We start from the raw sequence: 11,280 nt of genomic DNA, 5'->3' as shown, positions 1-11,280 counted from the left end.
GGCAAAAACCGAAGAAAACCTTAAAACCGTGTCCGGGATCAGTTGACCACTACAAATAGCTTCGAGAAGCTCCTCGACACCTTTGTTGCGCTCTTCTTCGCTGAGGGCAGGGTTTGCCACATGCTCCCGGGCGTGGTCCTCGATGATTTCCTCCATCAAGCCATTGATAGCTCCACGTGTGGCTGCTACCAAATGCAAGGTTTTAGCGCAGTCGAGATCAGACTCCAGCGCACGCTCAACGGCTTGGATCTGCCCGGCGATCCGCTTAACTCGTTTGAGAAGATCGTTTTTGTTGGAAGCTATATGACCCATGGGATACCCCTTACGTATATGGCGTCATCATAGGTATACCCCCTATACCTATACAAGTGCCGTTCGGCAGAACCACCTGATCGACCCTGACGCGTCTCCGGAAGCGGCTAATCGACTTAAGGTGAGTACTTACATTTCGGAATGAGGGTCTGCTAGCTCAAGGCCAATTTCATGGTCACCTTCTGCGCAGCTGGATTCATCCTTTGCTCCAATAGAGAACTAGTTGGCTTATGAATTAAAGTTTCGTCATGTGTAAATTTTTTTCTCAGAGCGATGTTGAATTGATTGCGAGGACTATTGTTCAGACTAATAGTTGTAAAATTGTCTATTATTTTGCTTGGCGGAATTATTCATAAAAACGAACTGGGTAGGGCCCAAAAATCGTTAGGTTTGGGGCTAGAGTCGCAGCTCGGGAATAGATAGTATTTAAATGCATTTCCGGATTAAATCTTCGTTACACCTATCATAAGGTCGACAGTGCCTCTTATTTTTTGGAATAGGCGAGTGACATGAATGTCTATTCAATATTGAAAACCTCCAGCGGTTGGGGGCTTTACAGAAGCGGGTCGCAACGAGCGAAGCTTGAGGCACAGGCTAAAGAAGATATTGTGAGGATGTCGGCGGAAATTTTGATTAAAGAAACAGCGTCGGTCCATCTTTTCGGCTGACGGCAGCTTCCAGGAATTAAGGTTTAAGGAAGGTAAGCTCTGCTCCTGAATGACCTTGGATTGGGCACTCACCTTTAGGGCGGTTCATATATGCTGATGGATTCCGAGAGCCTGAAACCGTATGTTGACGCAGTTAAGCTCGCTCGATTGGCGCGGCAGATGATAGCTATCAGGGTTTCAAAAAACCAGGCGCTACAGGATGAATTGGATCGCGCCGATGCAGCCTATGTGCAAGCGTACACAGAACTTGCTGAGTTCACAGACTCCTGCACAGAAATCTAAAGATCTTTAGTTATCCATTCCTGACTCACTATAGCGCCTTGATTTAGAGCTATGGGATGGCAATGCCCAATGCGTTTAGCGTCGGTGTATCCATCTTGCCACTGCTTACAATCGCCGAATCTGTTTGGAAAGCCATGAGTGATCCACGGACACTGTTATTGAGCACACCATCGATCGGCCCCGCGTAATATTTTTTGATCATCAAAGCCAATTGAACACGTCGAACAAGCATCGACAGATCCGCTGCTGTGGGCTTGGCAGGTGTGGCTGAGTAGACATTCGATCGCGTTGCCGTACTGGTAGAAGGCTTGGAAGATGTCGTGCTCGGTGTAGTGACAATGGAGTGAGTCGTAGAGCTGGGTTTTGAAGGCGACGAAAGAAAATTGCTGGTTGGCGCAGTGTAGGCGCTTGGAGCGCTGTAACCACCCGAACTGCTGTAGTGAGAACTATGCGAGCTATGTGAACTGTGCGAGCTGTGTGAGCTATGTCCTGCGTAGACGTTGATCGCGTCTTTCGCATTCAGGGTGTTGTTGAATGCAGGCGGAGCACTTTGGGGATTCGGCAACCAGTCAGCCGATGCCAATTGAGTCGGGCTGGCATCTGCCATAGGGCTACCGATAACGGGGATCAAGGCCATAGATTGGCCGATAAGAAGCTTCCAACGATCAAGCAGTTTCATACTGTGCTCCCTGCATATTTTGAAGATCTTCGATGGTTAGCGGATGGATGCTCCGGCTTTGCCAGCGAGAAGAATGTGATTTGAAGAAGCCCGCACATGCGTGAGTAGCCGAGCACGTTTGGCAGGCATCGATAAACAGGTTTTTCCAGTCTGAAATACTCTGACGGTAGAAGCGCCCTAGCATCGGATCGAGTACGCATAGAGGCAGGTTGTAAATAGAAACAGCGATGCCGCGGATGTCGAGGAAAAAAGCTGCCTGGCTGAGCTTTTCCTGGTAGTCCGCCGGGTCTATCCAGAGCTGATCGTAATTTTTCTTAGCGAGCCCCGTGTTCTCAATACCCATGAGCGCAACGTGGTGCACGAAAGGCAAATTACGAAAAACGAAATGCGCCCACTCGGGAAGACGAGGCGTCGTCAGCCTGCTCAGTACCATGCGGATTTCTATCTTTTGCCCCGCACGTTGGAGGTTGTAGAGGCCGACTATTGTTTCGCTGAATGCGCCTAGGGCTTGGACGACGTTGTCGTGGTCCTCTGCATTGTCGGCGTACAGAGGAACTCCCCAACTGAGACTTGGGTGACTTACTTGTCGAAGGTCATCGATCCACGTGGGATCACTCAGCAACCGACCGTTGCTTAAAATGTGCAAGGATTTTTCAGGCAGTACCCGTTTGGCGTGCTCAATGATGGCGAGCAAGCCCGACCGGTACAGCGTGGGCTCTCCGCCACTTATACCCAGTTGTTCGGCGCCTGGGTCGACCAAGTCAATTAGCTTCAGGTTCTCCTCGATGTGCCACCTGTCATCGATGTCCTTTGGGGGCTGAGAGCACATCAGACATAGGCTGTTGCATCGATCAGTCATGAACAATAGATTGCTATTGGCACCCCTGCGATAGAGAACACGTACGACGCTCGTTCCAGGTCTAACCGCGATGACATCTCCAGGCTGCACGACCAATGGATCTTTGGGATTGGTCAACAAAGCTGCGCTTACTGTACCTACTGGATGCGGGTGGCCTGATACCAAAAAACCACCAACAGGAACTGAGAGCCATTGGTCCAGATTGGCGGTGGAGGATTGGTCGAGCCATAGCATTAAGTCATCAAAAGAAGCTTCACCTGCGCACACGGCCACACCTTGGGAAATGAATTCTTCTGGAGTGATGACTTTGAATAGCTTGGGTGCCGTGAGATTGAGAATCTCAAATTGCGTGTCGAGTCGTAGCATCTTTAGCCCCTATAACCAGGTGAGGGAAGGTCGCTCAAAGATCTACGCGTTAGCCAGGAAAAAAGGGTTTTTTGAGTCTCGTTGTCCCCATCACGCAGCAAGCGCAAAAGGTGCGTGAGCAATGCAGTGTTTTTCTGACAGAAGCTGCTGAATGCGCGGTGTCCGATTGGATCCGCTTGGCGGGCAAAATGCTCAATGGGGTCTGCTCCGCAATAGGGGACTAGCGCACAGTCGGAACATCCTGGTAACGCTTCTGCCACACCTGCGGACAGCAACATATCAATCACTGGCGATTGGAGCAGCTCCTTCAGAGGTTGGTGCACCCTGCCGAGCTTCAATCCGTCCTCACCCATTTCGAGAAGCATGCGGGATTCATCTGAGGGGTAGACATCGCCGTCGTAGTTGTAAACGAGAGTTCCCAGTCCTGCGCCCAGGGGGGAGCGCAGATCTACATAGCCGGATGCAAACGGAGTCAAAATGTTCGTCAGCAGGAGTGATGCGTAACCTTCTGAGATGAACGTCCCTTGAGCATTCAGATTCATCAGATACGACAAAGCCTCCAAGTAAAAACCGATGAACTCATCCATCGAATAGTCCAGACGCTTCGCGGATTTCTTTGCGAATCCATACGGGCTCAAGGGGCGCAGAGAGATGTTGGTGAATCCTTGGGCCACGTACTCGTCAATTATCGCGTGAGGGTGCTCCAAGCTCTTGGAGGTGATGGTTGTCAGGGCCGAAACTGCATCGTGACCCAACCATGCCCTTACTTGTTCGATACCTTCAATCGTTCGCTTGTAGGCATCTCTGGTCGGTGTTGGCCGGTTGGCGTTGTGCAGAAACTCTGGACCGTCCAGTGAAGTGGAAAATTGAATGTTGTGTTGCTTGGCGAAATCCAGGATCTCGACATTCAGGTGATGGAGAGTCGTCGTGATGACGTACTGGATGCTGCGTTGCTCCACTGCGTTACGGGCTTCGACCAACCCAACAATTTGTCGGATGCGGTCAAACGCTAACAGAGGTTCGCCACCTTGAAACTCGACGGTGAGTGCGGGGGAGGGAGCCTCAAACATTCGATCCACTGCCAGCTCAGCATGCTCGGCTGACATGTCATGACCCGAGCCACTGAGTGGGGCGCGGGAGACTTGGCAATAAGCGCAGGTATGATTGCAGCGTAGAGTGACAACGAAAATGTGCAGCGCAGGTCCATTGAGGACAAAGTTTTTACGACTACGAAATTGTGCCGCCATTTCCGGAAATGGGTCGTGCCCATTCGGCTCAAAAATAAAGTGGCGGGCGAGAAGGTCTTTGTAATGAGCGGAGCCTGTATCCACGGCCCTGTGGGCAAGATCTCTTAACTGCTTTTCGGAGACAAAAAGATACTCACCTGTTTCAGCCGTTAGCAAAATACTTTCGCTACGGTGCTCATCGATCCGTAAGAATCGGAACGGAAGCAGCCGATAACTTTCCTCTTTGGCTATCAGCATCATGCTCACATGCCAGCTCCACGCAGGGCGGCATTTGCAAGTATTTCCCTCAGGCCAGAGGTCTCATTCCGTATCCGCTCGCGCAACGCGAAATCGTTCAGATTGCGAAGAATTAGCTCGCGCCCTTCTTGCTTGGATATGACTGCACCAGCTCCGCCGATGAGCATCGTGGGAACGGCATCGAGATGAATCTGATTGTCTGTCTGCCGAACCTGAATCGTTAAAGTAGGTGCGACAGCATAGGAAACGCGCTGAACAACGCTCAGTGGATAAATCACGCTGTCCACGGAAACCGTAACTTCCCAGTTCATTTTTTCGAATCCATTCTTTTTATGTGCGCGGATGATGGCTTGATAACGGGCAAAGCGCCACTATTTGTAACCAAATATTTAGTAAAGCGCTTGCTTGGCCCATAGAGTGGGGAGATGCCCTTAATGGGCCTTGGACCATCCACCAATTTTTTGGTCGACGGGTACCTTGGGACGGGTAACGAGAGCCACTTATCTATCCCGCAGACAAAGAAAAGCCCGCGTCTAAGCGCGGGCAAAAAAATCAGAATTAGAAAGGAGCGAAGTCAACGTAGGTTAGATAATGTGAAAAACTTGTGAAGCTGGGCTGATCGAAACTGAGACTCCGTTTCCTGCTCATCACAAAACGATGTGAGTTCTCCGCGGAGTCCCTGTAGCTTGCACCACTCAGCATTCTGATTACGAAGTGAATCAAACCCTTGGTCAGAGAGTTGCTGGGGCGTGCTTTCAGCAAATGAACGTTTAGTGGATCGGTCAGTTACCAATCGAATTAGCCTCTTGGCAACTGCCCGAAATTTCATTTTGCTGCTTTTTCAATCAAGTTGGCGACGATTTCCGGATTTGAAATCATCACGACGTGCGAACCACCTTTGACCTTAACGATTTCTTTAGCGTGTGCACGTTCAGCCATGAACACCTGGGCTTGAGCCGGGATGTTCTTGTCCAGGTCGCCATAAACGAAATAGGACGGAACGGTTTTCCAGGCTGGCTCAGTCGACTTCTCGTTGAGTGCTTCTGCGGTCACAGGGCGCTGAGTCGCGGCCATCAGCTTAGCTTCGGCGGCTGGAACATCTGCGGCGAACTGAGCATGGAACTTGTCCTGCTGTATGTAGAGATCTTTATTACCGTCAGCCAACTCAACAGGTGGCGCAAGGGTCGGGCCTAAGGTTCCACCGGGAAATTTACCGGACAGATCAGCCGTCGATTCGCCTGCTTCAGGTGCCACACCTGCTACGTAAACCAACGATTTGACGTTGGATTGGCCGTAAGCGGCTTCGGAGATGACGGGGCCGCCGTAGGAGTGGCCGACCAAGACAACAGGGGTTTTGATGGATGCCAGCAATTCCGCAACGGATTGAGCGTCACCTTTGAGGCTGCGCAATGGGTTGGAGGCTGCGATGACTGGGTAGCCATCCTTTTCCAGAATCTTGATAACACCATTCCAGCTGCTTGAATCAGCGAAAGCACCGTGAACCAGTACGATGGTTGGCTTTGCGTCAGCTGCGTGGGCAATACCGCCAGCGAGGAGTGCGGTGGCGAGTGCTAAACCAGAGAAAATCTTTTTCATGCGGATGTCTACCTGTCGGGAAAAACTGTTGGTTTGAAAATGCTTGGTGTGCGATTGAATCGCCTTGGTAGCAATCGTGCGACAGGAAAAATTCTTTGTCAATGGCTTGCGATTGAATCGTGCACGTAATAACGTGGGGTCTCAGACTAAAGGAGGGACTCAGGTGTCAGAAGAAGGCAAAAGCGACTTCGCGCCGCTGAATGATTTTTTATGCTTCTCGATTTATTCGGCTGGTCATGCACTCACGCAGTACTACCGTCCGATGCTGGAGTCGCTCGGCCTGACGTACCCGCAATATCTTTTGATGGTGACGCTTTGGGCCGAGGATGATCAGATCATCAAGGATCTAGGGAACAAGCTGTTTCTGGAATCGAGTACGCTCACTCCATTGGTAAAGCGCCTCGAAAGCGCGGGTTTGATTACTCGCAGTCGAGACCCGCAGGATGAGCGTCAGGTGCGCGTAAAGCTGACGGAGGCGGGATGGGCACTCAAGGCAGAGGCTCTTAAGGTACCGAACTGCATTCAGGATGCCGTTGGGTTGAGCACTGAGAAGATCATGGAGATCCAAGCTGCTGTGGCTAGCATCCGTGACCGGCTGATCGAAAAGAAATAACTGCTCAATTTCTTGAGGGGGTTGTCGTCTCGTTAAATTGGCAGCGGAAAATCCCTGTTTAGTTTCAAGTTGTTCATAGTGGACTGCTTAACTGGGAATAGGCCCACAGTGATTTGATACCCAGCCCTGAATGGAAGGGCTGGGGGTAATTCCCTACCCAGGCTTGGATGCCAAATTTTTGAAAATTTGGTCAACCAACGTAAGTGCAATGAGGCACCTCAATGAAAGAAAATCTTACCGAGGCAGAAATGCGCCAAGCGCTTTTTGGCTTGGGCAATAATGAGTCAAGTCCAGAAGTTCAGGACTCACGCATCACAGCGGACTCGCAACACGTATCAAAGGCTCGGAAGGTTGCCACCTCTAGGTCGCCAAAGCTGAGGGTGACTTTGCGTGTTACGACGGAGTTCGAAGGTAAAGCAGACACCTTCGTTTACGATGCGAGCACTCTGAGTAGTCTCATCGCCGAACAAGAAGCAAAGACAGAAGCGAAGAAGAAAAAATTCAAGTATTTTGAGCTGGTTTCGATCGAATCAATCTAGTAATTCACTTGTGCGCAGTCCCATCCACGTCTAAATTTTGCCTTATCGAATGCATCTCATTGAGGCTTGGCAGGATCCCTTGTGCGGTTAGTCGATTAGTACTGGTGCCGTAGTTTCAGATGCGGAGTCTTTGCAGTTCAAAAATCGGAACAATGATAGGTGCTCGTTCTCTATTATTTTTGCATCCGGACTTGTAACAGTTGAGCAAAGAATTCCGGCTTATTTTCCTTAGGTTGGCTATGGGGCGGGGCATGAACGACTTACAGCTTCAGGAGTTTTACGAAGCCTCAGACGAGACCGTCGTAGTTTTGATAGTCGATGACCAGCCGATGATTGTAGAGGCTGTACGGCGCCAACTGGCCAGTGAAATTGATCTTAAATTTCACTACTGCACGGATTCGACCCAGGCTGTAATTGAGGCTGTGAGGGTGAAGCCCACTGTGATTCTCCAAGATATGGTCATGCCAGGATTGGATGGGCTTACGCTTATCCAGGAGTATCGAAAAAACGTCCCTACCCAAGGGATACCGATAATCGCGCTGTCAGTTAAGGAAGATCCGAGCGTGAAAAGTCGGGCCTTTGAAGCGGGTGCTGATGACTATTTGGTCAAGCTGCCCGATCCCATCGAATTAATAGCTCGGATTCGCTACCACTCACGCTCCTTCGTTACTGCCAGACGCTTGGATCACACATATCGCGCTTTGAGAACGAGCCAGCAGCAGCTGCTCGATACCAATCTGACGTTGCAGCGAGCAATGGGCGAATTGAAGCGCCTTGTCAATTCTGATGGGCTGACTGAAATAGCAAACCGAAGACATTTCGATGAATTTTTACAAGCCGAATGGCAAACCGCTAGCAAAGCAGGCTTAGAGATCTCGTTGCTGATGGTCGATGTAGATTTCTTCAAGCGCTTCAACGATAGCTTTGGGCATTTAGCGGGCGACGACACCTTAAAAAAAGTTGCTGGTGCAATGCGCGATGCGGTGGAAGGAGAATCCTTTTTGCCGGCGCGATATGGCGGAGAGGAATTCGCAGTGATCTTGCCTGCTACGTCATCATTCGATGCCATGACGATTGCGGAAAATCTTCGAAAAAAGTAGAGGCATTGAAAATCCCGCACAATTCGCCTGAGCCGACCTCTGTAATAACAGTGAGTATCGGGATTGCGACCATGTCACCCGAGCGGACCGACGATTGCAAAATGCTGATCGACTTGGCAGACAAAGGACTGTATCTGGCGAAGAGAGGCGGACGAAATCGAGTTGGAGTTTGTCCGGCAGACGGTGAATAGCTTTCGATTTTTTACCGGTGCCTGAAGCATTTTTGTAACGCTAATCCCAGACAGTACTTCACGCTCCGCAGTGCTCTTCGGCATCTCTACTCACGGTGCAGAGTACGTAAGAGCAGATGTTCGCAGGCTATTTGTTATAGTTTTTCCAGTATGTAGGACCATTGAGATCTGCTAAATTCTATTTGATGCGAAATATGGGAGTGGAGCAGACTCTTTTCATTTTACAATTGGTTCTGGTTGCCCATTCCCTCTCAACCTTAGGAGCGATCGATGTCTAAACTTGCCGAATTTCGTCAGCTGGAAAAACATTTAGCAGAGCAGTTGCAGGCGCTTGAAGCCCTGAAAGGCGATGCAGGCCTGAAAAAAGAAATCGAGTTTGAAACCAAGCTCAGAGCGTTGCTCGCAGATTACAGCTACAGCCTAAGAGACGTGGTCAACCTCCTGGATCCTAAGCGTGGCCGTACCGGGGTAGCTACTGAATCTAAGAGTGTTTCCCGTAGAGCACGTCAAGTGAAGGTTTACACCAACCCTCACAACGGCGAGACCGTGGAAACGAAGGGCGGTAACCATAAGGTTTTGAAAGAGTGGAAGGCAAAGCACGGCGCTGCGACCGTTGAGTCTTGGCTCAAGTAATAATTTTTTGCAATGATGGATTCCCATGCTGTGAACTGCTCGCTTGGGTTTTCAGATGGTGGAGCGCATAGCGTTAATAGGTGTCGTGCGCTTCATCGCTTCCAGTAAGCAACGTGCGGAAGGATCGTCCTATAGCTATAGCCCCGGGCAGAACATGGATCTGTCCCACTTCCCCCTAGACCATCCCCGTGTTGCCGCGGCTTTTTAAAGGGCGCCCTACCCGCGTACCAAGCTCAGCAATTAGGTTCGCCTTACATCACATACTCAAGTTCAAAAGTCCCGAAGGCCGTCGCTGAAAACCCCGTGGATTTCGATATGGCCGGTGTAGGCATTCATCGCCTGGCGATTCTCTTCCTGCCATTGTTTCCGCCGATTTTGCCCAAAAATTTCAATCAAGGCCTGCTCCAAAGTCTCGGAGAGATTGATATCCAACGCCCTGGCCTTGTCGAGTAAGTCGCCATTTATGTTTACGACCACAGATCGTCTGAGGGCGTCGAGTTGGGAGCCAGTGATCATGGGCCTTCTCCTTTGTACGTATGATCTTTCTACTCCAGAGTTAACGTTCAAGACCGCAATGAACTCAAGTAAGGGGCGAAAAATTCGGTGTATCTACAGATGCGATCACCACCGCAGTGAACACGGTTGGCGATTCGTTGACGGACGTCGGACGCGTCCGGTTCGTGGAACGCTCATTGACTACAGGTGCCTGGCTATCCTTAGGCAGTTTGATCCAGCACCGCGTTACAGCACGCCTCAAATTTTGCACGAATAAGTCTTGAAACCCTGAGAAAGTGGCTAGTCGCGGCTGTCGTTTGGATCGTGGGCGTCAGCGGGTGTCGAGTTTTCCGATAACGATTGGTCGCCCTCATATCTGAATGGCCGGCTCCTCCCAAATTGCGCTGCAATTTTCAGAGCTGCTTCTCGAAATTTCTCATCGACGAGAATCTTTTCCTCTGGGCTCAACGCTTCATACGCTGCTTGCGATCCCTCTCTCTGCAACGCCAGGCGCTCATTCCTCAAAGCCTTGATTTTCATCAATCGTTCAAAACCGTATTGATCTTCCTCTGGTGTATCGGAATCGTCAGTGATGTCTTTCATCGCGGCACCGCCCGTATCGTCGAGGATCGCACTGGCCCATCCTATCACCCACCACGCAGCCCTGGATGCTTTCGCCTAAGCGGTCATGTCCCTTCTATCGAAGGAAGGCAACCTAGGGGGAGGGAGTCATTCAGTCAGTAGCGCTCACAATCCACAAATAAGCCGACGTCTTCCAAAACGTCATTCAGCGCGCCGATGATTCTGGGCTCTGCGTACAACTCTAATCGCGTGTAGGAAAGCGCGACGGCGAGCCTCGTCTGGTGCTCGTCGAGAGCGCAGGGATCGAATGCCCAAACTTGGATATTGATGACGCTGGTGTCGTTGTGAGAATAGGCGTCCACCAGATCAAGTTGCGGCTTCATCACCTCCCAATCACCCAAAAAGATGCCATAGGTTTTTTGGGGGGAGTCAGCGAACATTGTTCGCTTATCTAAAAACGTGTCGCCAACAGCAGCAAACTTCTCAGCTGGAAAATTTCGTACGCTGAAATCCATCAGGCGAGGGGACGAAACGTAGCTACGAGCGCCTTCGATGTCGATAAGCTTTTGGTCGGTTGCTAGATGATCACGCAATGCGTCTAGCAATCCAGGTTGATTCGCCATGGAAAATTTCATGGTCAGGACTCGTAATGCAGATCGCAGCGCGGGTGATGATAGTGCATACGTCTATTGCCAACCCGTGAGCCACAGATAGCGCAAATGTTCACCGACATGACTTCGGCCAGATTGAAGACGCCGCACACATAATCGTCGCCACCACGGTAGTAAATTCTCAAGCCACCAAATTTTTCCTTCACTTCCAAGACCTGTTGCCGCTGACCGAAAACTGACCCAGTAGAGGCTGTTCTGCCGACTGAAAAC

At 50.5% G+C, this 11,280-nt stretch carries 13 protein-coding genes and 2 pseudogenes; 5 read left to right on the top strand and 10 right to left on the bottom strand.

What is annotated here, in order from left to right:
- On the bottom strand, positions 1 to 312 hold a 312-nt coding region (locus tag MO767_RS30375; protein ID WP_282483543.1), incomplete at its 3' end, for a metal/formaldehyde-sensitive transcriptional repressor.
- Between the two features lie 509 nt (positions 313 to 821).
- Between MO767_RS30375 and MO767_RS30370 the strand changes: the two genes are divergently transcribed.
- Entirely contained in the window at positions 822 to 980 is a 159-nt protein-coding gene (locus MO767_RS30370; protein WP_282483542.1) for a hypothetical protein, read from the top strand.
- Positions 981 to 1,311: 331 nt separating this feature from the next.
- On the opposite strand, the gene hxsA is transcribed toward MO767_RS30370, so the two are convergent.
- The 5 genes from hxsA to MO767_RS30345 all read right to left on the bottom strand — a co-directional run bounded on the left by hxsA (position 1,312) and on the right by MO767_RS30345 (position 6,246).
- Positions 1,312 to 1,941, bottom strand: a complete 630-nt coding sequence (gene hxsA / locus MO767_RS30365; protein WP_282483541.1) for a His-Xaa-Ser repeat protein HxsA — start codon at positions 1,939 to 1,941, stop codon at positions 1,312 to 1,314.
- Complete coding sequence (hxsC, locus tag MO767_RS30360; RefSeq protein WP_282483540.1) at positions 1,928 to 3,166, bottom strand: His-Xaa-Ser system radical SAM maturase HxsC; 1,239 nt, start codon at positions 3,164 to 3,166, stop codon at positions 1,928 to 1,930. The genes hxsA and hxsC overlap by 14 nt, the downstream gene beginning before the upstream one ends.
- 2 nt (positions 3,167 to 3,168) lie before the next feature.
- Positions 3,169 to 4,653 (bottom strand): His-Xaa-Ser system radical SAM maturase HxsB, encoded by a 1,485-nt coding sequence (gene hxsB, locus MO767_RS30355; RefSeq protein WP_282483539.1) that lies wholly within the window; start codon positions 4,651 to 4,653, stop codon positions 3,169 to 3,171.
- Positions 4,654 to 4,655: 2 nt separating this feature from the next.
- The gene (locus tag MO767_RS30350) at positions 4,656 to 4,961 is read right to left on the bottom strand and encodes a His-Xaa-Ser system protein HxsD (protein WP_282483538.1); all 306 of its coding nucleotides are present in this window, start codon (positions 4,959 to 4,961) and stop codon (positions 4,656 to 4,658) included.
- Positions 4,962 to 5,475: 514 nt separating this feature from the next.
- Complete coding sequence (locus MO767_RS30345; RefSeq protein WP_282483537.1) at positions 5,476 to 6,246, bottom strand: alpha/beta hydrolase; 771 nt, start codon at positions 6,244 to 6,246, stop codon at positions 5,476 to 5,478.
- A gap of 163 nt (positions 6,247 to 6,409) precedes the next feature.
- Between MO767_RS30345 and MO767_RS30340 the strand changes: the two genes are divergently transcribed.
- The 4 genes and pseudogenes from MO767_RS30340 (at position 6,410) to MO767_RS30325 (ending at position 9,322) form a co-directional block, all read left to right on the top strand.
- Positions 6,410 to 6,859: a MarR family transcriptional regulator gene (locus MO767_RS30340; protein WP_282483536.1), complete on the top strand. Its 450-nt coding sequence runs from the start codon at positions 6,410 to 6,412 to the stop codon at positions 6,857 to 6,859.
- A 221-nt stretch (positions 6,860 to 7,080) separates the two neighbouring features.
- On the top strand, positions 7,081 to 7,398 hold the full coding sequence (locus MO767_RS30335; protein ID WP_214377675.1) for a hypothetical protein: 318 nt from the start codon (positions 7,081 to 7,083) through the stop codon (positions 7,396 to 7,398).
- Positions 7,399 to 7,649: 251 nt separating this feature from the next.
- A pseudogene (locus MO767_RS30330) lies at positions 7,650 to 8,689 on the top strand (diguanylate cyclase).
- A 270-nt stretch (positions 8,690 to 8,959) separates the two neighbouring features.
- On the top strand, positions 8,960 to 9,322 hold the full coding sequence (locus MO767_RS30325; RefSeq protein ID WP_214377671.1) for a histone-like nucleoid-structuring protein, MvaT/MvaU family: 363 nt from the start codon (positions 8,960 to 8,962) through the stop codon (positions 9,320 to 9,322).
- 270 nt (positions 9,323 to 9,592) lie between these two features.
- On the opposite strand, the gene MO767_RS30320 is transcribed toward MO767_RS30325, so the two are convergent.
- From MO767_RS30320 to MO767_RS30305, 4 genes and pseudogenes are all read right to left on the bottom strand, one after another.
- Entirely contained in the window at positions 9,593 to 9,838 is a 246-nt protein-coding gene (locus tag MO767_RS30320; protein WP_282483535.1) for a type II toxin-antitoxin system CcdA family antitoxin, read from the bottom strand.
- Between the two features lie 279 nt (positions 9,839 to 10,117).
- Positions 10,118 to 10,420 (bottom strand): hypothetical protein, encoded by a 303-nt coding sequence (locus tag MO767_RS30315; protein ID WP_282483534.1) that lies wholly within the window; start codon positions 10,418 to 10,420, stop codon positions 10,118 to 10,120.
- Positions 10,421 to 10,554: 134 nt separating this feature from the next.
- Positions 10,555 to 11,034, bottom strand: coding sequence for a hypothetical protein (locus tag MO767_RS30310; RefSeq protein ID WP_282483533.1), 480 nt, complete (start codon positions 11,032 to 11,034; stop codon positions 10,555 to 10,557).
- 2 nt (positions 11,035 to 11,036) lie between these two features.
- Positions 11,037 to 11,280, bottom strand: a pseudogene (locus MO767_RS30305) (hypothetical protein); the annotation flags it as partial.

This window comes from Pseudomonas sp. UYIF39 (genome assembly GCF_029963765.1).
GTDB lineage: Bacteria > Pseudomonadota > Gammaproteobacteria > Pseudomonadales > Pseudomonadaceae > Aquipseudomonas.
This window is presented reverse-complemented; position numbering and strand designations above follow the sequence as displayed.